The organism is Corallococcus silvisoli (assembly GCF_009909145.1).
GTDB lineage: Bacteria > Myxococcota > Myxococcia > Myxococcales > Myxococcaceae > Corallococcus > Corallococcus silvisoli.
In genome coordinates this window covers 95,000-113,647 of record NZ_JAAAPJ010000023.1, presented here as the reverse complement: position 1 = coordinate 113,647, position 18,648 = coordinate 95,000, and the positions used below count along the sequence as shown (strand labels likewise).

21 protein-coding genes are annotated in these 18,648 nt (G+C 69.4%); 13 read left to right on the top strand and 8 right to left on the bottom strand.

What is annotated here, in order from left to right; all coding sequences use genetic code 11:
• Positions 1-38 precede the first annotated feature (38 nt).
• Positions 39-971, top strand: coding sequence for an MBL fold metallo-hydrolase (locus GTY96_RS33540; protein WP_143905619.1), 933 nt, complete (start codon positions 39-41; stop codon positions 969-971).
• Between the two features lie 5 nt (positions 972-976).
• Here GTY96_RS33540 and GTY96_RS33535 read toward each other — a convergent pair whose 3' ends face one another.
• On the bottom strand, positions 977-1,936 hold the full coding sequence (locus GTY96_RS33535) for a GlxA family transcriptional regulator (protein ID WP_161666852.1): 960 nt from the start codon (positions 1,934-1,936) through the stop codon (positions 977-979).
• 202 nt (positions 1,937-2,138) lie between these two features.
• Here GTY96_RS33535 and GTY96_RS33530 point away from each other — a divergent pair, with 202 nt between their 5' ends.
• A complete protein-coding gene (locus tag GTY96_RS33530) occupies positions 2,139-2,507 on the top strand; it encodes a hypothetical protein (protein ID WP_161666851.1) in 369 nt (122 codons plus the stop codon).
• Positions 2,504-2,803, top strand: coding sequence for a DUF3817 domain-containing protein (locus GTY96_RS33525; protein WP_143905625.1), 300 nt, complete (start codon positions 2,504-2,506; stop codon positions 2,801-2,803). Before GTY96_RS33530 ends, GTY96_RS33525 begins: the two co-directional genes overlap by 4 nt.
• Before the next feature lie 22 nt (positions 2,804-2,825).
• Here GTY96_RS33525 and GTY96_RS33520 read toward each other — a convergent pair whose 3' ends face one another.
• Positions 2,826-4,205, bottom strand: coding sequence for a hypothetical protein (locus GTY96_RS33520; RefSeq protein ID WP_161666850.1), 1,380 nt, complete (start codon positions 4,203-4,205; stop codon positions 2,826-2,828).
• Positions 4,206-4,351: 146 nt separating this feature from the next.
• Positions 4,352-4,759: a MarR family winged helix-turn-helix transcriptional regulator gene (locus tag GTY96_RS33515; RefSeq protein ID WP_186002070.1), complete on the bottom strand. Its 408-nt coding sequence runs from the start codon at positions 4,757-4,759 to the stop codon at positions 4,352-4,354.
• Between the two features lie 89 nt (positions 4,760-4,848).
• Here GTY96_RS33515 and GTY96_RS33510 point away from each other — a divergent pair, with 89 nt between their 5' ends.
• A complete protein-coding gene (locus tag GTY96_RS33510) occupies positions 4,849-5,934 on the top strand; it encodes an aldo/keto reductase (RefSeq protein ID WP_161666849.1) in 1,086 nt (361 codons plus the stop codon).
• A 37-nt stretch (positions 5,935-5,971) separates the two neighbouring features.
• Here the strand turns inward: GTY96_RS33510 and GTY96_RS33505 are convergent, their stop codons facing one another.
• Positions 5,972-6,151 (bottom strand): hypothetical protein, encoded by a 180-nt coding sequence (locus GTY96_RS33505; RefSeq protein WP_143905631.1) that lies wholly within the window; start codon positions 6,149-6,151, stop codon positions 5,972-5,974.
• A gap of 247 nt (positions 6,152-6,398) precedes the next feature.
• Here GTY96_RS33505 and GTY96_RS33500 point away from each other — a divergent pair, with 247 nt between their 5' ends.
• On the top strand, positions 6,399-7,283 hold the full coding sequence (locus GTY96_RS33500; RefSeq protein ID WP_161666848.1) for an NAD-dependent epimerase/dehydratase family protein: 885 nt from the start codon (positions 6,399-6,401) through the stop codon (positions 7,281-7,283).
• Positions 7,284-7,319: 36 nt separating this feature from the next.
• Here GTY96_RS33500 and GTY96_RS33495 read toward each other — a convergent pair whose 3' ends face one another.
• A complete protein-coding gene (locus GTY96_RS33495) occupies positions 7,320-7,955 on the bottom strand; it encodes a TetR/AcrR family transcriptional regulator (protein ID WP_201756637.1) in 636 nt (211 codons plus the stop codon).
• 105 nt (positions 7,956-8,060) lie between these two features.
• Here GTY96_RS33495 and GTY96_RS33490 point away from each other — a divergent pair, with 105 nt between their 5' ends.
• Complete coding sequence (locus GTY96_RS33490) at positions 8,061-9,047, top strand: NAD-dependent epimerase/dehydratase family protein (RefSeq protein ID WP_161666846.1); 987 nt, start codon at positions 8,061-8,063, stop codon at positions 9,045-9,047.
• A 98-nt stretch (positions 9,048-9,145) separates the two neighbouring features.
• Complete coding sequence (locus GTY96_RS33485; protein ID WP_161666845.1) at positions 9,146-9,778, top strand: NAD(P)-dependent oxidoreductase; 633 nt, start codon at positions 9,146-9,148, stop codon at positions 9,776-9,778.
• Between the two features lie 68 nt (positions 9,779-9,846).
• On the opposite strand, the gene GTY96_RS33480 is transcribed toward GTY96_RS33485, so the two are convergent.
• Together GTY96_RS33480 and GTY96_RS33475 are read right to left on the bottom strand one after the other, a co-directional pair.
• Positions 9,847-10,161, bottom strand: a complete 315-nt coding sequence (locus GTY96_RS33480; RefSeq protein ID WP_161666844.1) for a hypothetical protein — start codon at positions 10,159-10,161, stop codon at positions 9,847-9,849.
• Between the two features lie 103 nt (positions 10,162-10,264).
• Positions 10,265-11,212, bottom strand: a complete 948-nt coding sequence (locus GTY96_RS33475; protein ID WP_161666843.1) for a LysR substrate-binding domain-containing protein — start codon at positions 11,210-11,212, stop codon at positions 10,265-10,267.
• A 124-nt stretch (positions 11,213-11,336) separates the two neighbouring features.
• On the opposite strand from GTY96_RS33475, the gene GTY96_RS33470 reads away from it, so the two are divergent.
• Both GTY96_RS33470 and GTY96_RS33465 read left to right on the top strand, forming a co-directional pair.
• Positions 11,337-12,251 (top strand): DMT family transporter, encoded by a 915-nt coding sequence (locus GTY96_RS33470; RefSeq protein WP_161666842.1) that lies wholly within the window; start codon positions 11,337-11,339, stop codon positions 12,249-12,251.
• 143 nt (positions 12,252-12,394) lie between these two features.
• Entirely contained in the window at positions 12,395-13,786 is a 1,392-nt protein-coding gene (locus tag GTY96_RS33465; protein WP_161666841.1) for a hypothetical protein, read from the top strand.
• Positions 13,787-13,869: 83 nt separating this feature from the next.
• On the opposite strand, the gene GTY96_RS33460 is transcribed toward GTY96_RS33465, so the two are convergent.
• Entirely contained in the window at positions 13,870-14,397 is a 528-nt protein-coding gene (locus GTY96_RS33460) for an ureidoglycolate lyase (RefSeq protein ID WP_143905650.1), read from the bottom strand.
• A 211-nt stretch (positions 14,398-14,608) separates the two neighbouring features.
• On the opposite strand from GTY96_RS33460, the gene GTY96_RS33455 reads away from it, so the two are divergent.
• The 4 genes from GTY96_RS33455 (at position 14,609) to GTY96_RS33440 (ending at position 18,639) form a co-directional block, all read left to right on the top strand.
• On the top strand, positions 14,609-16,099 hold the full coding sequence (locus tag GTY96_RS33455; protein WP_161666840.1) for a sigma-54-dependent Fis family transcriptional regulator: 1,491 nt from the start codon (positions 14,609-14,611) through the stop codon (positions 16,097-16,099).
• Between the two features lie 47 nt (positions 16,100-16,146).
• Complete coding sequence (locus tag GTY96_RS33450) at positions 16,147-16,656, top strand: hypothetical protein (RefSeq protein ID WP_161666839.1); 510 nt, start codon at positions 16,147-16,149, stop codon at positions 16,654-16,656.
• 19 nt (positions 16,657-16,675) lie between these two features.
• Positions 16,676-17,485, top strand: a complete 810-nt coding sequence (locus GTY96_RS33445) for a DUF4347 domain-containing protein (protein WP_161666838.1) — start codon at positions 16,676-16,678, stop codon at positions 17,483-17,485.
• Positions 17,486-17,586: 101 nt separating this feature from the next.
• A complete protein-coding gene (locus GTY96_RS33440; protein ID WP_161666837.1) occupies positions 17,587-18,639 on the top strand; it encodes a hypothetical protein in 1,053 nt (350 codons plus the stop codon).
• The last annotated feature ends 9 nt before the right edge of the window (positions 18,640-18,648 follow it).

Sequence of the window (18,648 nt, the reverse complement as noted above, 5' to 3'; positions counted from 1 at the left end):
GAACCACCGGTGCCCCGCGCCCGGAAAGGAGTCCCGCCATGAAGTCCTCCCTGCTCGTGCTCTGCCTCTCTGGAGTCGCCCTCGGCACCGGCTGCGCCACGTCCTCCCACGACGTCCAGAAGTCCGCGCTCGGCGTGGCGCGGTCCGCGGACGCGGTGCTCGCGCACTTGGACGAGCCGGGGCCAGTGGAGCTGGAGACGGTGACCTCCTGCGACTGGAGCGTGGAGCGCGGTGGCCTCATCAACCTGGACCACCCCACGGCGAAGGCGGCGCACCTGGAGGACGGGGATGAACCCATCCAGGTCTTCTTCCACGCGCTGCGCCACCCGACGCGCGGGCTGTTCATCGTGGACACGGGGGTGGAGACGGCGCTCCGGGACGCGCCGGACCGCTCGGCGATGCGCGGCATGGTGGCGAACGCGATGCACATGGGGAAGATGAAGGTGTACGCGCCGCTGGGGGAGTGGCTGGCGGGGCAGTCGCAGCCGCTGGCCGGTGTCTTCCTCACGCACCTGCACCCGGACCACATCGCGGGCATGGCGGATGTACCCGCGGGGACGCCCGTGTTCACCGGGCCGGGGGAGGCGTCCAAGCGCGCGTTCGTGAACCTGGTGGTGCAGGGCGCCACGGACCGGGCGCTGGAGGGCAAGCCGGCGCTGTCGGAGTGGAGCTTCAACGCCGACCCCCAGGGCCTCTTCGAGGGCGCGGTGGATGTCTTCGGGGACGGGTCGGTGTGGGCGCTCTGGGTTCCGGGGCACACGCCGGGCAGCACCGCGTACCTGGTGCGCTCGACGAAGGGGCCGGTGCTCTTGCTGGGCGACGCCAGTCACACGCGCTGGGGTTGGGAGCACGACGTGGAGCCGGGCAGCTTCACCCAGGACGGGCCGCGGGGCGTGGAGAGCTTCAAGAAGCTGCGCGCGTTCGTCGCGGCGCACCCCGGCGTCGAAGTGCGCTTCGGCCACCAGCACTGAGCGCCTCAGCGCGGCGCGGGCCGGGTGCCGCCTCGGAACGCGCGGCGGTAGGCCAGGGGGCTGGTGGTGACGAAGCGCTGGAAGTGGTCGCGGAAGGTGGTCGTTGAACCAAAGCCCACCTTCTCCGCGACGGCCTCCACGGACTGGCCCGTGGTCTCCAGCAGGTGCTGGGCGCGGCGCACGCGGGCGCGCAGGAGCCACTGGAGCGGGGTGGTGCCCGTCTGTTCCCGGAAGCGCCGGCTCAGGGTTCGCTCGCTCAGCGCCGCCCGCCGCGCCAGGGCCTGGAGCGTGAGCGGCCGGTGGAGGTGGTCCTCCATCCAGCGCAGCAGCGGCTCCAGCGACGCGCCCTCGGGCGTGGGGGGAGCGTGGGTGATGAACTGCGACTGGCCCCCATCACGCTCCAGCGGCATCACGGCGAGCCGCGCCGCGTCCGCCGCCACCGCGGCGCCGTAGTCGCGCCGCACCAGGTGCAGGCACAGGTCGAGTCCCGCCGCGGCGCCCGCGGAGGTGAGCAGTTGTCCGTTGTCGACGTAGAGGACGTTCGGGTCCACCTGGATGGCCGGGTGGCGCCGGGCCAGCTCCTCCGTGGCCAGCCAGTGGGTGGTGGCGCGAAGCCCGTCGAGCAGCCCCGCCGCTGCCAGGAGGAACGCCCCCGAGCAGATGGACGCGATGCGCGTGCCCCGGGTCGCCGCGGCGCGGAGCGCGCTCAGGAGCCTGGGGGGCGCCGGGGCGGAGACGTCCGCGATGCCGGGCAGGATGATGGTGTCCGCGCGCGCCAGCGCCGACAGCCCATGGCGGGTCTTCAACACGAACGCCCCGGCGTGGACCTCGGGTGAAACGCCGCAGACGCGGACCTGATAGCCCTCGCCGCCGCCGGGCAGCCGTACGCGGCCGAACACCTCGGTGGGAATCGAGAGGTCGAACGGCACCACTCCCTCCAGCGCGACGATGGCCACGGTGTGCATGGCGGGAAGATGCCAGCGCGCCGGGATTCCGCCAAGGCCGTGGGCGTGGCGGGAAGTCGTCGAAGTCTGGCGTTTCCGCCACTCGCCTCGCTCATGCGCCGCGTGCCATAGGGACGGGACTCCCATGGCGGTGGCCGCCACGGCGCGAACGGGGTCCGACATTGACGCGGGGCAGGCGAGCGCGGAGCGGAGGAGGGGGCGGATGGTGACCTACCGCCTGCTGCTCCTGCTGAAGTTCGTGGGCGTGGTGCTCTACGGAGGAGGGCTCGTCGGGGCGCTGGCCACGACGTCCGCGCTCGACCGCAAGCGCGCGGTGCACGCCATCGCGTCACCGGGGCTGGTGGTGACGTGGACGGCGGGCTACCTGCTCACGCTCCAGCTCAACGTGGCGCTGACGGAGCCGTGGATCTTGGGCGGGCTGTCGCTGTCGCTGGTCTCGCAGCTGTCGCTGGTCGCCATGGCGTCGCGGGAGCGGCGCACCTGGGTGGGGGCGCTGCTGGCGGCCGTGCCGTTCTTCTTCGTGCTGGTGCTGATGATCTTCCGGCCGCGTTGGCCCGGGGTGGACCCATGAGCGCGCTGCGGCAGTTGAGGTGGGTGGCCTTCCTGGAAGGGGTGTCCTTCCTGGGGCTGCTCTTCATCGCGATGCCGGTGAAGTACCTGGGGGGCCAGCCGCTGGCGGTGCGCATCGCGGGCAGCGTCCACGGGCTCCTGTTCCTGCTCTTCGTGTCCTCGCTGTTCCGGGTGGCGGCCGAGCACGGGTGGCCGACGCGCCGCTCGCTCATGGCGTTCGGCGCGTCGCTGGTGCCGTTCGGGACCTTCGTGCTGGACCGCGCGCTGCGGCGGGAGGAGCAGGGGAGGGCCGCCTGAGGTGCCCCCGGGTGCCTGGGCATTAGCGGAGGCGGAATGCGCCTTCGGAGATGATCAGCAGCTCCACGCTGGGGGCCGCCTTCGGTCCGAAGCCGGTGAGGACGCCGGTGGCGTCGGTCCGCACCGCGGCGTCGTAGGTGGCGTAGGCGTTGACCACGGCCTCCGCGAGCGCCGCGGCGGTGGCCTTGCCGGACTGCTCCCGCAGCGTGCCCAGCGTGCCAGCGAGCGTCCCCCCCGCCTGAACGCCGGTGTGCATCGCGGACAGGAAGGCCAGGTTGGTGTCGCTGGTCACGCCCAGATGCGCCCCCATCACGGACGCGGTGTTGCCGGTGCCGAGCTTTGCGCTGTAGTTCGCCCACTCCATCGCGGACGCGCTGGCCGACGTGGCTCTGGAGAGGCCCTCGCGCAGCGACGTGGCCGCGGTGTCCGCCTGGGCGAGCACCGCGGCCGTGGCGCCGGAGCCCTTGAGCACGGCCTGCGCGGCGGCCTCGGTGGCGCGGGCCTCCAGCCCGGCGGCGGCTCGCACCGCGGCATCCGCGACCGCGCTCCCCGCGCCCGACGACAGCCGCGCCTCCACCGCGATGCGGTACGCCATGCCGGCCTCCCGCTCCGCCTGCTGGTCCTGGGTGTCGTTCGCCTCCGGCGTGGCCGTGCGCACCTCCGCGAAGAACGTGTCATAGGCCCCCGCCGCGGCCTGCCCGCCCGCGTCCAGGGCCGCGTCCAGCTTCGCCGCCGGCGCCAGCGACGCGTTGAAGAGCCCCTCCTGCGTGACCAGGGCTCCCGACCGCGCGTACGCCTTGAGCCGGGTCGCCTGCGCCGCCCGCACCGCCGCGCCGAGCGCCGCCACCGACTGTGCCGCCGTCTCCTTCGTCTGGCCGCGCACCGCCGCCGCCTGCTCCGCCGTCAGCCGCGTGCGCAGGTCCACCGTGTCCACGCTCCCCGCAGCGTCCCCGTCCCGCACCATCTGGACGAAGACCTCCGCCTCCAGTGAGGACTCGCTCGTCATGGGCGGCGCCGTGCGCGCCGCCTGTCCGGACCTGGGCTCCGTGGAGTCCAGCAGGGCGGAGGCCACGGTGATGCCGGACTTGTTCACCGCTTCGATGATCAGCCGCTGGCCCACGTCATCCAGCTCCAGCGTGTAGCTGCCGTCCGCCGCGACGTCGGCCTTCGCCAGCGTGTTCAGGTCCCCGCTCGCCACCACGCGGCTGATCCGCACGGTGGTGGCCGCCGAGGCCGTTCCCTCCCCACCCAGCGCGGGGGCACCGTCGGTGAGCCCTTGTGTCTGCTGGCCCCCTCCGTTGGTGACGTGCCCCTGGACCTTCACCTTGTCCCCGCCGCACGCGGCGAGCATCAGACCGACCACCGCACCCAGAACCGCTCCACCCTCGCGACGCGTGCACATGTCCAGGGAACCTCCGGCCGGGCGGAGCCCGCCTCGGCGACCGATGAGGAATACGTACCAGCAGAACCGCTGGATTCAAGCAGCCGGGCGGACGTCTTCCCAGGCAGGAATCGAAGGCGAGCGTGCGGGGGCGCCGGGCAGGGGCGTCAGCCCATCTTCTCCAGCAGGGTCCGCAGCTCCGCCTGCTGCGCCGCGCTCAGCCGTCCGAGCCGCGCTCCGTACGCCTCCGACAGCAGCGCGATTCCTTGATGCATCGCCTTGCGCCCGGCGGGGGTGATCTGCAGCCGGTGGCGCCGCAGGTCCATGGCGTCGATCTCCCGGCGCAGGAAGCCCGCGGCCTCGAGCCGCTTCACGTACACCGTGACCGTCGGCTTGGGCATGCTCAGGGTCGTCGCGAGCTCCGCGGGGTAGGGGTGTTCGTCCACCTCCGTGAGCACGAACAGCTCCTTCGCCTCCAGCCCCAGGGCGGCGATGTCGGGGGTGACGCTCGTGATCACCGACATCATGAGGCGGTAATTCAGCGACCAGATCTTCGCCGGGTCGATCTTCGACATTGGGCCTTGCGCGGAAATTGGTACAAAATTAAATCAGTTCCGACTTAAACAACTTCGCTTTCGAACGATATCACGTTCGAGGAGAACCCATGTCTCTCGACCACTATGTGACGCTCGGCCGCTCCGGCCTGCGCGTGAGTCCGCTGTGCCTTGGCGCGATGACGTTCGGTGAGGACCTTGGCTGGGGTTCGAGCGTGGAGGAGTCCCAGCGGATCCTCGACCGCTACATCGAGCTGGGCGGCAACTTCATCGACACCGCGAACTTCTACACGAAGAGCCACTCCGAGAAGATCATCGGCGACCACATCGGGCGCCACGCCGCCCGGCGCGAGCGCCTGGTGATCGCGACGAAGTTCAGCGGGAACCTCTATCCAGGGGACCCGAACGGCGGCGGCTCCGGCCGCAAGTCCATCATCGCCGCGTGCGAGAACTCGCTCCGCCGCCTGCAGACCGACTACATCGACCTCTACTGGCTGCACAACTGGGACGTGCACACGCCCATCGACGAGACGATGGCCGCGCTGGAGGACCTGGTCCGGGCCGGCAAGGTGCGCTACCTGGGGGTCTCCGACACGCCCGCCTGGAAGATCGTCGAGGCCAACATGCTCGCGCGCTTCCGGGGCTGGTCGGCCTTCATCGGGTTGCAGATCGAATACTCGCTGCTCGAGCGCACCGTCGAGCAGGAGCTCGTGCCCATGGCCCTGGAGCACGGGCTGGGCATCACGCCCTGGTCGCCGCTCAAGAGCGGGGCGCTCAGCGGCAAGTACACGCGCTCGAACGTTGGACAGACGAAGGGGGACCGAGGCGCCTTCCTCCAGCCCTACCTGAACGAGAAGACGTTCACCCTGGTCGACGCGCTCGAGGCCATTGCCCGCGCGCATGAGAGCACGGTCGCGCGGGTGGCGCTGTCCTGGGTGCAGTCGCGGCCGGGCGTGAGCTCGACCATCATCGGCGCGCGGCGGATCGCGCAGCTCGAAGACAACGTGAGGGCGTTCGACGTGAAGCTCACGGCCGAGGAGCTGGCTCGGCTCGACGCGCTCACCAGGCCCACGTTCGGCTTCCCTCAGAACATGCAGCCCGTGTTCCCCAGCATCCACAACGGAGGCACGACCGTGAACGGAGTCCACGCGCCGACCTCTGGCTTCGGGCTGGAGAAGGGCGACAAGCCGTACTGAGCGCGCGGGCGCTCGACACGCGCTGAGGCCCAGGGCCCTAACGCTTCACCGCACGGGAGGCCGTCGGGGCCGCGGCCTTCCGTGCGCGGCCCTTCGTCGTCGCGGAGGGCCGCGCCCCCGGGCGGGCGAACGCGTCGGATACGAAGTCCACGAACACGCGCACGCGAGGCGACAGGTGCCGGCGCTCCGGGTGCACGATGAACACGCCGGGCCTCACGGACTGGAGCCCCCTGATGTCGCACGCGAAGGGGCCGGGCACGACCACCGGCGTTCCGCTCAGCCGCCAGGGGACACGCGGGCCTTCGCGCAGGTACGCGAGGCACGCGTGATGAGGCGCCCAGTCCAGCGAGGGGCTCCTGGATGAGGGGCCTTCGCGAACTCCAGGAACAGGACATGTGCTTCACACGCCACTAGCTCTCCCTGGAGGAACAGCGCACGTTGGTGCCCATCCACGGGAGCGGAACATGAAAGTCTTTGTCTTGGGGGCGACGGGGTACATCGGGGGTTCGGTGGCGGTGCGGCTGATGACCGCGGGGCATCAGGTGGTGGGCACCGCCCGGACGCCGGACAAGGCCCGGATGCTGGGGGCGCGGGGCATCCAGGCGACGGTCGCGTCGTTCGACGACCTGGACGTGCTCGCGCGGCTGGCGAAGGCGTCCGACGCCGTCATCAACGCGGCGTCCGCGGACGAGCGCAGGCCGGTGGAGGCGCTGCTCGCCGCGCTCAGGGGCACCGGCAAGCGCTTCATCCACACCAGCGGCTCCAGCATCGTCGCCACCGACTCGCGCGGCGAGTCGACGTCCGGGGTGCACGACGAGGACACGCCCATCGAGCCCGTCCCGGAGAAGGTGGCCCGCATCGCCTTGGATCGGCGGGTGCTGGACGCCGCGAAGGACGGCATCCACACCGACGTCATCTGCCCATGCCTCATCTACGGTCAGGGGCTGGGCCTGAACCCGGACAGCGTCCAACTGCCGCCCCTCATCCGGTACGCGCGCGAAACGGGCACCGCGCGCTACATCGGGAAGGGGGAGAATGTCTGGTCCAACGTCCACATCGAGGACCTGGCGGACCTTTACCTCTTGGTGCTGGAGCGAGCCCCGGCCGGGACGTTCTTCTTCGCGGAGAACGGCGAAGCGAACTTCCGCGACATGGTGACCGCCATCGGCAAGCGCCTCCACCTGCCCGTGGACAGCCTGCCGGTCGCGGAGGCGGAGGCGCGCTGGGGCGTGGAGCTGGGGCGGCTGGCGCTCGCGTCCAACAGCCGCATCCGCGCGAAGCGGGCGCGCGCGCTGGGCTGGAAGCCACACCGGCCCTCCGTGTTCGACGTCATCGCGGAGATGAAATAGGTCCGCGTCCCGGTGCCGCCTGGGCGGTGGAGCTGCCTAGCGGGAGCGGCGCGCGGGCCGAGAGGGCTTCGGCTCGTCGCGCACGAGGGTCGCGACCAGGGTCCGCGCCAGGACTTCCGCCGGCGCGCCCTGGAACCCGGAGCAGGTGAGCTTGAGGCTGATGATGCCGTGCAGCCCCGCCCAGAACACCTCCGCGAGCCGCTCCGGGGGCGTGGCATCCAGCGTCTGTCCGGCGGCCTGGAGGTCCTCGAAGGTCCGTACCAGGAGCGCGAAGGACTTCGGTCCCGCGCCCTCGTGGGTGTCCTGGAAGAGGGCCTCGGACAGCCTCGGGTCCTCCATGAAGACGAGGCGATACGTCTCCGGGTGCCCCAGGCCGAACGACAGGTAGGCCTGGGCCAGGCGTGAAAGCCGCTCCACCGGAGCGTCCACGGCGGCCGCGGGCTCCAACCGCGCAAGCAGCTCCTGGAAGCCGCGCACGACCAGCGCCCGCGCGATGGCGTCCCGGTTCTCGAAGTGCAGGTAGAGCGTCGCGGGGGCGTACTCCACCGCGTCCGCCAGCTTGCGCATGGACAGGGCGGCGAAGCCCTCCTTCGTCACCATGTCGCGCGCCACCTGGAGGATGTGCTCCCGCAGCTCCGCCCGCTGGCGCTCCTTGCGCTCCGAGATGCCCATGTCACGAGTGTAGGACTTGACGGGACGAACGGCCAGCAATAAATGAACGGTGTTCACAGAACGGTGTTCATAAAAAGTTCATTCGTTCATTTCAGGGAGGACGACATGGAGACGGTCGCGTTGTTCGGCGCCTCGGGCGTCATTGGGCAGAGTGTGGCGCGCGCGCTCCAGGCGCAGGGGCGTGGCTACCGGGTGGTGGGGCGCTCGGCGGGGAGCCTGCGGCGGGAGTTCGGCGCGGATCCCCGAGCGGAGATCGTCACCTGGGATCCCGAGGACGCGGCGTCCATCCGGGCCGCGGCGCGGGGCGTCCGGACGCTCATCTACATGGTGGGGGTGAACTACTGGCAGTTCCACCTGCACCCGCAGCTGATGCGCCGCACGCTGGACGCGGCCATCGCGGAGGGCGTGGAGCGGGTGGTGCTCATCGGCACGGTGTATCCGTACGGGCTGCCGCGCACCGCACCGGTGACGGAAGCCCATCCGCGCGAGCCGAACAGCTACAAGGGCCGCATGCGCAAGGAGCAGGAGGATCTGCTGCTCGCGGCGGACGCGGCGGGCTCCCTCCAGGGCACCATCCTCCGGCTGCCGGACTTCTACGGCCCGGGAGTGGAGCGCAGCTTCCTGCACCGCGCCTTCGTCGCCGCCGCGCAGGGCAAGCGTGCCCAGCTCATTGGCCCCATCGACACGCCGCACGAGTTCGTCTTCGTGGATGACGTGGGCCCCGTCGTCACGGCGTTGATGGATACGCCCGGCGCGTACGGGCGCTTCTGGAACCTGGCGGGCGCGGGCGCCACCACGCAACGCGCGATGGTGAAGGAGATGTTCGCCCAGGCTGGCCGAGCCCCGAAGGTGCTGCCGATGGGGAAGGGGATGGTGCGGCTGATGGGCCTCTTCGATCCCTTCATGCGGGAGCTGGTGGAGATGCACTACCTGCTCACGAACCCGGTGCTGCTGGATGACTCCGCGCTGAGGGGGCTCCTGGGCCCGGTGCACAAGACGTCCTACGCGGAAGGCATCCGCCAGACGTTGGCGGCCCTGCGCGCGCCCCGGAAGGCGGATGCACACGCGGCGCCGGTTCCCTCCGCGACCTGATGCTGGGGAGCACCGAGGGCAACAGTCCATCTGGCCCATGATTGATGAAGGGGACGCGTGGGGCCTACCTTCCCGGGCCTCAAGCGGAGGGGAACGGTATGCGCATCGCGGTCATTGGGGCATCACAGGGAACGGGCGCGCTCGCGGTCCGGACGGCGCTGGAGCGAGGGCATGACGTCACGGCCTTCGCGCGCAGTCCGCAGAAGCTGGTGCTGGAGCACCCGAAGCTCACCCGGCTGAAGGGGGACTTCCACCAGCGTGCGTCGGTGGATGAGGCGGTGCGCGGGCAGGACGCGATCCTCATCACCGCGTCCTCGAACCTGAAGGCGTTCAAGGACAACCCGGACTACTTCACGCAAGGCACCGGGTACGTCATCGACGCGATGAAGGCTCATGGCGTCCGCAAGCTGGCGGTGCTGAGCGCGCTGGGGACGGGTGACAGCCGGAAGCTCCTGAACCCGGTGCTGGGCGCGCTGCTCGCCTCGTTCATCCTGAAGCTGCCGTTCGAAGACCACGCGCGGCAGGAGCAGCTGGTGCGCGCCAGCGGGCTGGATTGGGTCATCGCGCGGCCGGGGCGGCTCACCGACGGCCCCGCCCACCGGCGATACGTGAAGAAGACGGCGCTGGAGAAGGTCCCCTTCGCCATCTCCCGGGCGGACGTGGCGGACTTCCTCGTGGAGGCCGTGGAGACGGACACCTGGGTGCGGCACGCGGTCCAGATTGGCGGCTGACCGTCGCGCCCGGAGACACCGGTACGGCTGCGAGGCCCGGAGGTGTCGTCCGGGCCTCGCGAAGCAATTCAGCTCCCGGCGGTGAGGGCTTGTTCCATCGCCGGATGCGCCTCGCTGCACACCTGCGAGGACTCCTCGGCCTGACGGGCCTCGTCAGGTGTCACGGAGGCCACGGGAGCGGAGGTGTCCACCGGGGTGTTCACGCAGGTCATGCCGGTGTACTGCCCGCACGTCGTCCAGATGCGAGCCCCAATGGCACATGCCTCATCGCACGAGCTGAAGAAACAGACGTCGTCGCACTGGGGGGGGAGTGCGAGGGCCACCGAGGGCGTGAGCGACAGGACCGCCGACATCGTCAACAAGGACTTCACCAGCGTGCGCATGTGTTCTCCTCGTGAGAGTACAGCACGGTCAGTGTGGGCTTTGTTTCATGATGTGTAAATGGCTGTTATTGCGTGGGTTTGATGACACCCGGGCGTGGGTTTGTCATTGGGGAACTTTCCGTCGGGACGGTGCAACGCCTTGCGTCGCCGAGGGGCGCGGTGCGTCGGCGTTGTCGCGCTGAGACAAGAGCCAGTCGAAGAAGATCCGCGCGGCAGGGCGGAGTCTCCGGTGCGTGGGGTGCACCACGAAGTAGCTCGCGCGCGTGGGCACGGTGGGCCCGGCCAGCCGCAAGAGCTGCCCATCCGCGAGGTAGGGCGTGGCGATGGTCTCCCGCGCCAGCGCCGCGCCCAGGCCCTGGGCCGCGGCCATCAGCGCGCCGGTGGTGTCGCTGAAGCTGTAGCGCTCCTCGAACCGCGCGCCGCGCACCCCCGCGGCCCGGAACCAGTCCTGCCAGCCCTGACGCGACAGGTCGGCGATGAGCGGCAGCTTCGCGACGTCCTCCGCCGCGCGGACGTGGCTGACGCCGGCCAGCCGCGCGGAGGCCACGGGGAACAGTGCGTCATCCATCAGGTGATGCGCGCTCAAGCCCGGCCAGGGGCCCTGGCCGTAGCGGATGCCCAGGTCGGGCCCGCCCTCGTCGAAGCGGGTGAGCGCCATCTCCGTGTCCACATGGAGGCGGATGCCGGGATGCAGGGCGGTGAAGTGAGGCAGGCGGGGCAGCAGCCACGCGTACGACAGCGAGTGCAGGGTGGTGATGCGCACCACGGTGTCGCCATCCCGGGTCCGCCGCAGCCCCGCGAGCACGCTGTCCATGTCCGACAGCGCGCTGCTGGCGGCGTCCGCGAGCTGACGGCCCTCGGTGGTCAGGGCCACGCCCCGGGCATGCCGCTGGAACAGCATGACGCCCAGCCGGTCCTCCAGCTTGCGGACGTGGTGGCTGACCGCGCTGGCGGTCAGGTGCAGCTCCTCCGCCGCGCGGGCGAAGTTCTGGTGGCGGGCGGCGGACTCGAAGGCCGCCAGGGCGGGGAGCAGTTCGGTGCGCAGGGTCATGGGCTCGAGCCTCAAATCTGGCTCATGTCTGGCACGGAAAGGATGCGCTTGTGAAGCGAGGGTGGCGGCGTGAAGAGAGGCCCTGGCAGAAGCCAGATTCCTTCCTCCCTCCAGGGGGCCCGCCATGAGTGCATCCGGTCTCACCCATCCCCACGCCGTGTCTCCCTCCCTCAACCGGGCGTGGCTCACCCCGCTGGAGCTGGGCGGCCTGGCCGCCATCTGGGGCACGTCGTTCCTGTTCATGCGCATCGCGGCCCCGGCCTTCGGGCCGCTGCCCCTGGTGGAGCTGCGGCTCGCGCTGGGCGCGGCGGTGCTGATGCCGTTCCTCTGGCGCGCGCGCTCCGCCCTGCGCCCCGGGCTCTGGCCCCGGCTGGCGCTGGTGGGGTTCATCAACGCGGCGGTTCCCTTCGCGCTGTTCGCCTGGGCCGCGCGGCGTGCGCCCGCGGGCGTCGGGGCCATCACCAACAGCATGGCGGTGCTGTTCACCGCGCTGGTGGCGTTCCTGTTCTACGGCGAGCGAATCGGCCCCCGGCGCGTGGTGGCGCTCCTGGCGGGCTTCGCCGGTGTGGTGGTGCTGGCCAGTGGCAAGGCGGCGGGTGAGAGCGTCGCCCAGGCCGCTGCGGCGGGGACCACGGCTGCGTTCCTTTACGGCATTGGTACGAACATGGTGCGCCGCCACCTCGCGGGACTGCCCGCCGCGGCGGTGGCCGCCGCGACGCTGGCCTGCGCCGCGCTGCTGACGCTGCCCTTCGCGGTCGCCACGTGGCCGGCGCGGCCCATTGGCGCGGGGCCGTGGCTGGCGGCGGCCGCCCTGGGCATGCTCTGCACCGGGTTCGGGTACGCGATGTACTACCGCCTCATCCAGCGCATCGGCGCGGCGCGCGCCGTCGTCGTCACCTACCTGGTGCCGCTCTTCGCGGTGGCTTGGGCCTGGTTGCTCCTGGGGGAGCCGCTGACGTCCTCCATGTTCGTCGCGGGCACGCTCATCCTGGGGAGCGTCGCGCTGGGGCAGCAGCCCGCCGCACCGAAGGGGACATGAGGCTTCAGGACCGCCCGAGCTCCCGCGCGAGCGCGTCGACGGGTTGCTGCCGGGCGGAGCTGCTGGCGATGGCCAGGTGGGCGCTCCTTGAAACCTGGCCACAGCTTGCGTGAGATACGGGCTTTTCCGAAAGGAAGGTCCAGATGCGCTTCGTGATGGTGCTGGGCATGGTCGCGGTGGGCACCGGCTGCGCGCATGCTCCGTCGGCCGTCGGTGAGGGCGGACCGGGGCAGGCTTCCGCGGTCCAACGGCTCACGAAGGAAGCGGAGCAGGCTTACAAGGCCCTCGACTTCGACGGCTGTGCCAGGGCCTTCCGTGCGTCGGCGGAGGTGGACACGGACGTGGGCGCGCGCGCCGAGTCCTACTATCGCTCCGCGGGCTGTGCGTCGCTCGCGGGCCACGCGGACGCGGCGGTGGAGGTGCTGAAGCGCGCGGTCCAGGGGGGCTACTTCGACGCGGATCATCTCCAGTACAACCCGGAGCTGGTGTCGCTGCACTCACTGGCCGCGTGGGAGGGGATTGTCGCGGAGGCTCGCGCGAACCTCGCGAAGGCGCCCGAGGCGCCGTTCCCGGTTCCGACGCTCGCGGGCCTGGATGCCTTTGGTTCGCGGAAGGCGGACCGGGAGGGGGTCCGTCAGGTGCTGGGGTTCGAGGTGGGAAAGCCCATCGTGTTCAGCGGGGCGCTCGTCTCGCTGAAGGAGGCCCTGCTGCGCGAGCGGTATGGACTGTCCTTCGTCCGGTTGGGGATGACCCTCTTCTTCGCCGAGGAGCGCAAAGGCACGGCCTTCGTCGTCGCGGACATGGTGGACGCCGAGGATGCGTCCCGGCTGCGTTTCCTCCCGGCGCCCAAGGGGCATCCCCCGGATCCGGAAGGGCTGGTCGCCCGGTGGCTCGAATACGAGCAGCGCCTGTTTCAACTCCAGATGCAGGGGAAGCTCGATGATGCGTCCAGTTGCCGGATCGCGCACTGCCTTGGCGGCTTCGGGCATCCGGATCTCGCGAGCTTCGAGCCCGAGTTCATCGCGAAGGTGCCGAGGAACCTGGACGCGCTGACGGCGGTGCTGCGTGACGACGCTGACGCGGACCGGCGGGGCGCCGCGGCGTTCCTGCTGGCCTACGCGCCCACGGCCGAGGAGACGGTCCGGAGGTTGGTGCCCTGCATCCGCGACGGCTCCGACGGTGTGCGCAACAGCGTCCTGCGCGTGCTGACGGCCACGCAGGAGGCCGCGAAGCTGCCGATGGTGGACGTGGCCACGGTGGTGGACGCGGTCTCGTTGCCGACGACGATGGACCGCAACAAGGCGGTCTACCTGTTGTCGTACCTGCTGGAGGATCTGGCGCCGGAGGTGCTGAAGGCGCAGCGGGCCGGGCTCATCCGGCAGTTGGGAGAGACGCTGGTGGCGATGTCCGCGCTCCAGCAGCCCATCAACCGCGACCCCGCCGTGAAGGTGTTGAAGCAGCTCTCGGGCGAGGAGTACGAGAGCGCCGAGGAATGGCGCGCCTGGCTCGCGCGCCAGCCAAGGACGACGGGGTAGGGGCCGCGACTCAGGGGCCAGGAGCTGAAACCCAGTGCTCCGTTGGCTCAAGCGAGATTCGCATCCGCAATCCGGAGGCTCCTTCAGTCCGCGACGACGACGGAGACGGGCGTGGAGAACGGGCGCACGACGCAGTCCTCCTCGCCCCCGTCCTCCCATGCGAGCATCGCGAATTCGGCCGGGGCATCGAGCGCGACGATGGGGTGATGCCACACGCCCCGGTGGTAGTTCACGCCCTGGCCTGGACCGCAGACGAACGCGACAAGTCCCTCCAGGTCAGGGCCTCCGGTGGGCGCCGTTGGCGCGACACACACCAGGAAGCGCGCGCAGCGCATGGGCAGGAACGCCTGGCTCGACTGGGGGTGGTGTTCGAGCAGCTTCACGGTGAAGGGCAGGGCCTGTGGCACCGAACGAAACACCGCGAGGTTGGGCTTGGCGCCCGGCCGGCCATTCTCCAGTCGCGCCGACCAGTCGAAGCGCACCGCGGTGCCCTGGTTCGCGGCGGCGCCGGCCTTGAGGCCCGCGGACACGACGTCACCGAACGGCGCGAACGCCTCCGGTGTCAGGGGGCGGGCGACGAGCGTGCGGAGTGGGGCGGAGCCGTCCTTCATGGGGTGACTATAGGCGGAGAGTCTGCGGGAGACGCGCGCCCTGTCCAATCCACTGGAACCCGGCGCGCCGGAGCTGACCAGCGGAGAAGACAATCAGGGTCGCGTCCCTCTCGGGGCGAGGGCTGGCCCACAAAATGCTTTCCGTGTGGGCATGTCATTCGCTTTGGCCCAACGGATTGTGCCCTTCCAGGAGGCTCCTAGAGTTCCTGGCATGACCGAGCCAGCGAACCGTGTCACCCACGAGCGCGATTTGTACCTCCAGGTGCTCCGCATCCTGAGTGCGCCGGAGCCGAGCAGTCCCCTGCGGGAAGTGCTCGCGAGTCTCGTCGCCTTGACCCAGGCGCAGCGCGCATACGTCGAACTCTACGGCGATGCGACAGCGGGCGACCGACGCTGGTCGCTCTCCCACGCCTGCTCGTTGGACGAGGAGGAGCAGATCCGCTTTGTCACCTCGCGGGGCATCGTCGTGGCCGCCATCGCGTCGGGGACGACGCTGCATACGCCCTTCGCATTGCTGGACGAGCGCTTCTCCACGGCTCGCAGTGTGAAGGAACAGCGATTGGAGGCAGTGCTGTGCGTGCCCCTCTCTGGCGGGGGGCCGGGGGTGCTGTACCTGGAGGGGAGACGCGGCGCGGGGCCGTTCGCCAGCGACGTCATCCGCGTCGTGGAGAACGTCGCCCAGGCGCTGGGGACAGCTGTCCGGCGGTTGGACCTGGAGCGCTGGCGGGCCGCCGAGGACCCGACACAACCCTTCCGGAGGACTCTCGCACTGGGGGGAATCGCCGGCAGAAGTCAGGCCCTGGCCCAGGTCTTCGAACAGGTGGCCCTGGTTGCGCCGTTGGATGTCAGCGTCCTCGTCACGGGCGCCTCGGGGACGGGGAAGACCCAGCTGGCGCAGGCCATCCACGAGAACAGCAAGCGGCGCGCGGGCCCCTTCATGGAGATCAACTGCGCGGCCATCCCCGAAGGCCTCATCGAGAGTGAGCTGTTCGGCGCGCTGCCGGGGGCGTTTCCCGGTGCGCGCCGGACCGTGGGCAAGGTGGAAGCCGCCGAAGGGGGCACGCTGTTCCTGGATGAGATCGCGGAGATTCCCCTGGCGGCGCAGGGAAAGCTGCTGCAGCTCCTCCAGTCGAAACAGTACTACGCCTTGGCCAGTCCTCGTCTGGTCAAGGCGAACGTGCGGATCATCGCCGCGACCAACGCGGACCTGGAGCAGATGATCCTGGAGAAGAGGTTCCGTGAGGACCTGTTCTACCGGCTGAATGTCTTCACCCTCCGGATGCCTTCGCTCATGGATCGCCGTGAGGACCTGGGGCCGCTGGTGGAGCAGCTCATCGCCAGGCTGGCGGAGGAGCACGGGTTGAAGGCGCTGCGCGCCACTCCCGGCTTTCATGGTGTCTGCGAAGCGGCGGAGTGGCCCGGCAACGTGCGCCAGCTGCGACACCGGCTGGAAGCCGCCCTCATCCGCGCGTGCGCCGAGGGGGCGCCCTGCCTGGAGCCGCATCACCTGACGGACCGGACGCGCAATCCGCAGGATCGGGCGGCGTCCTTCCATGAGGCGACACGGGTGTTCCAGCGAGACCTGCTCCGCCGTGAGCTGGATGCGGCGGAGTGGAATGTGAGCGAGGTGGCACGCAGGCTCGATCTCACCCGGTCGCATGTCTACAACCTCATCAAGGCCTTTGGATTGATGCGTGAGTGACGCGCCAGTCCCTTGAAGGTTTACACCGCAGTCCGTGGAGGCAGCGCATGGGCACCGTCACGTCGAATACTGATTTCTATAGGACAGACGTCACGAAGGCGACCCCTGAGGAGTTGAGCTCATGGTGGCGCCGGGATTGGAACGGGCTCTTCTTCCCGTTCAAGGCGCGGCTCGTGCGGCAGGTTCAAGGGGACAAGCAGGATGTGCTCTGCTTCACGCTGGCACGTGCTCCTCAATACGGCGAGTTCCAGGTCGACCTGAAGTATCAGCTTGACCTGGTCTGGCCTGACCTGCCCTCCACGGTTCAGCTCGCCACGCCCGACAAGCCCTATGGGTTCATCTTCCTGACGGAGGCCTGGGCGACCAAGGAGAACGCGCAGCTGCGGCACTTGGGAAAGGATCCCAATCCCAATCTCCTGTCGCTCGCGGAAACCGGCGGTGGGAAGTGGCCTTTGAGCGCGATGGCCGAATTGATCCGGGACCTCATCTCCGGGCGGGTCGCGAACAAGCACCTGCAGGCGCAGTTGCTCGAACTGGTCCGCGAGGCCTTCAAGTAGCCCATTGGGAGCGTGAATCATGGGAATTCATCTCACCGTTGTTTCCTATCCATCGACCCTTCATCCGATGTTCGAGGCGGTCGCCAGTCAAGCCAACAATCAGCTGCCCGAGCATCAGTTCGTGAGGTGCCAGCGCAGGGAGGGGTTGCTCGGAGCGATCATGAAGGCCGCGCCAATGCGTCACCTGCGGGCGGACGTCTCCTGCCTGGACCTCGTCGGGCACGGGAGCGCGGGATACTTCGAACTGGGGGACGAAGCGCTGGTCAGTGGGAGCAGGATTTCGCCGGAGCTGAGTGAGCTCAAGACGATCCTTCCGCGCGCCGCTACCGTTCGCCTCCTGGGGTGTCTGACGGGATCCCAGGACAAGGGCTTGACCCTGCTCGATGCGGTCTCCAGTGAGCTGGCACTGGAGGTGGTCGTTCCGCTCGATGTCCTCACTCCGGACCATTTCGGAGAGACCGGGCTCAAGGACACCTTCGCGCCACTGCTGTCTTCCCAAGCAGCCGGGGTGGGCCGCCAGGCCCTCAGAGCGGCCGCGAGGGGTGTTCCAGCTCCTCCTCAAGCGGTGATCGATGCGGCGGCCAGCTGGGTGCCTCGGTTGCCGGCGGGCTACGAGGTCATCCAGCGTGCGCATGCGGCCGCGGTGGTCGACTTCCGGATGTATTACGGAGGGGTGAAGGTTACGTTCGCGTGTGATTGTCAGCTGGTGCTGGTGGACGATCAGCCTGGACATGCGCCGCTCCTCTTCCGGTGGAGCAGCCCCAAGCCTGTACCACTCACCGAACTGCTGACGCCCCGGTCCGGCTGGAAGATGGAAGTCAAGGGTTGACCGCATCCGCGTGAAGGAAGTCGCGACCCGGTCCGCTTCACGCTGATGCGCGTGGAGTCGGACCGTGGCCGTGGCTCCCGCGGGCACTCAGGGTTCAGGCGATGAAACATCTGGATTGGAACGACGCATTTGAGCGTCAGTGGGAGGGCTTTGTGCATTTTCGCGGAGTGGTGACGACGGGATGGTGGGTCATGGCGCTGATGCTTGTCTCGTGCGCCGGAGCCAAGAACACGACCTTGAGTTCGGAGGGCCGGGCGACGAACTCGGAGCCGACGGTCATTCGGGATGAACGCCCCTCCGCGGAGGAAACGGGCGGGTCGATGGAGTCGGCGTTTCAACGCCAGTTCGAGCAGAAGCGATGGGACAGGTTGTTGAAGGACTTCGATGACGCGGATGTCGTCATCCCCAACGCGCTCGCGGGTCCAGAAACGCGCGATGCCGCGGTCTCATGTGCGCGTCAGATCAAGGACGCGCGCGATGTCGCGGAGCGCTGCCCCGTCGGATCTGGAGTTCTGAGGGCCGCAGCACTGAGCGCGGTTGCGATGACCGCGATCTCAGGCGGTATTCAGTCCTCCGTGGAGAACACCTCCGCGAAGCGCCATTGGGGGTATGCCACCATCACGTCGGCGGCGCTGGCCGCGCTCTTCGAAGGAGTCGATCTCGTGGTCGACTGCCGAGAGAAGCGGCCCACCGCCGAGCTCCTCGCGGCCGAGCGGACAGCGCGCCTCATGAATGCGAGCAAGCTGATGGTGTGCTATCGCCAGAAGCAGCAAATGTGGCGGGCCGTGTCTGGGGTGATCGCGGACTCGGAACTTGCGGATGCGGCGAAGAACAAGATCCGAGAAAGGATCTCAGCTCGGCTGAGCGCCAGGAATTTTGATCTCATCCAGGAAGAGGCAAATGGTTCGGAACCGGTCAAGGCGGTCGTGGCCAAGGAATATCCCATGGCATTGTCGGCCTGTGCGCCTGTTCCGGACAACAATGGAACAGGGAGAGAAGGTCGAACAGGGCCAGCCTCGTCCGGGCTCGAGGAGGCACTCTCGAGCGATCTCTTCATGGCGCTTGATCAACTGACCCTGTGTCAAAACGTTCGCATCGTCGCCGAGCCGCGCTCGAGTTCCGGAGTGGGAACGGGCACGGGCGCCAGCAACTAGCGGAGCCTC

Bases quoted from the DNA above. Each gene is read 5' to 3' on its own strand.
- GTY96_RS33540 (WP_143905619.1), top strand. From the start codon at position 39: ATGAAGTCCTCCCTGCTCGTGCTCTGCCTCTCTGGAGTCGCCCTCGGC.
- GTY96_RS33535 (WP_161666852.1), bottom strand. From the start codon at position 1,936: ATGCACACCGTGGCCATCGTCGCGCTGGAGGGAGTGGTGCCGTTCGAC.
- GTY96_RS33530 (WP_161666851.1), top strand. From the start codon at position 2,139: ATGGTGACCTACCGCCTGCTGCTCCTGCTGAAGTTCGTGGGCGTGGTG.
- GTY96_RS33525 (WP_143905625.1), top strand. From the start codon at position 2,504: ATGAGCGCGCTGCGGCAGTTGAGGTGGGTGGCCTTCCTGGAAGGGGTG.
- GTY96_RS33520 (WP_161666850.1), bottom strand. From the start codon at position 4,205: ATGTGCACGCGTCGCGAGGGTGGAGCGGTTCTGGGTGCGGTGGTCGGT.
- GTY96_RS33515 (WP_186002070.1), bottom strand. From the start codon at position 4,759: ATGTCGAAGATCGACCCGGCGAAGATCTGGTCGCTGAATTACCGCCTC.
- GTY96_RS33510 (WP_161666849.1), top strand. From the start codon at position 4,849: ATGTCTCTCGACCACTATGTGACGCTCGGCCGCTCCGGCCTGCGCGTG.
- GTY96_RS33500 (WP_161666848.1), top strand. From the start codon at position 6,399: ATGAAAGTCTTTGTCTTGGGGGCGACGGGGTACATCGGGGGTTCGGTG.
- GTY96_RS33495 (WP_201756637.1), bottom strand. From the start codon at position 7,955: ATGGGCATCTCGGAGCGCAAGGAGCGCCAGCGGGCGGAGCTGCGGGAG.
- GTY96_RS33490 (WP_161666846.1), top strand. From the start codon at position 8,061: ATGGAGACGGTCGCGTTGTTCGGCGCCTCGGGCGTCATTGGGCAGAGT.
- GTY96_RS33485 (WP_161666845.1), top strand. From the start codon at position 9,146: ATGCGCATCGCGGTCATTGGGGCATCACAGGGAACGGGCGCGCTCGCG.
- GTY96_RS33480 (WP_161666844.1), bottom strand. From the start codon at position 10,161: ATGCGCACGCTGGTGAAGTCCTTGTTGACGATGTCGGCGGTCCTGTCG.
- GTY96_RS33475 (WP_161666843.1), bottom strand. From the start codon at position 11,212: ATGACCCTGCGCACCGAACTGCTCCCCGCCCTGGCGGCCTTCGAGTCC.
- GTY96_RS33470 (WP_161666842.1), top strand. From the start codon at position 11,337: ATGAGTGCATCCGGTCTCACCCATCCCCACGCCGTGTCTCCCTCCCTC.
- GTY96_RS33465 (WP_161666841.1), top strand. From the start codon at position 12,395: ATGCGCTTCGTGATGGTGCTGGGCATGGTCGCGGTGGGCACCGGCTGC.
- GTY96_RS33460 (WP_143905650.1), bottom strand. From the start codon at position 14,397: ATGAAGGACGGCTCCGCCCCACTCCGCACGCTCGTCGCCCGCCCCCTG.
- GTY96_RS33455 (WP_161666840.1), top strand. From the start codon at position 14,609: ATGACCGAGCCAGCGAACCGTGTCACCCACGAGCGCGATTTGTACCTC.
- GTY96_RS33450 (WP_161666839.1), top strand. From the start codon at position 16,147: ATGGGCACCGTCACGTCGAATACTGATTTCTATAGGACAGACGTCACG.
- GTY96_RS33445 (WP_161666838.1), top strand. From the start codon at position 16,676: ATGGGAATTCATCTCACCGTTGTTTCCTATCCATCGACCCTTCATCCG.
- GTY96_RS33440 (WP_161666837.1), top strand. From the start codon at position 17,587: ATGAAACATCTGGATTGGAACGACGCATTTGAGCGTCAGTGGGAGGGC.